This is a genomic window from Pseudomonas uvaldensis, from assembly GCF_021271205.1.
In the GTDB taxonomy this organism is placed as follows: Bacteria; Pseudomonadota; Gammaproteobacteria; order Pseudomonadales; family Pseudomonadaceae; genus Aquipseudomonas; species Aquipseudomonas uvaldensis.
The window spans coordinates 1-310 of the sequence record NZ_JAIWKS010000057.1; the positions used below are offsets into that span (position 1 = coordinate 1).

The 310-nt window shown below is 63.9% G+C and carries 1 protein-coding gene; it reads right to left on the minus strand.

Annotated elements, in window-relative coordinates; all coding sequences use genetic code 11:
• Positions 1 to 310 (minus strand): carbon starvation CstA family protein (locus LCU97_RS26570; RefSeq protein WP_332875353.1); only part of this gene is annotated, 310 nt, incomplete at both ends.

The window sequence follows — 310 nt, forward strand, 5'->3', positions numbered from 1 at the left end:
GTCGAACAGCTTGATCAGACCCGCGGTGGTGGTGCAGATCAGCAGCCACGTCGCCGGCAGCAGCGTGACCCAGACGTAGCGCTGGCGCTTCATCTTGATCAGCACCACGGTACCGAGCATCAGGGCGATCCCCGCCAGCATCTGGTTGGAGATGCCGAACAGTGGCCACAAGGTGTTGATGCCACCCAGCGGATCGATCACGCCCTGGTACAGCAGATAGCCCCACAGCGCCACGCAACCGGCGGTGGCGATCAGGTTCGCGGTCCAGGATTCGGTGCGCTTGAGGGCCGGCACGAACGAGCCGAGCAAA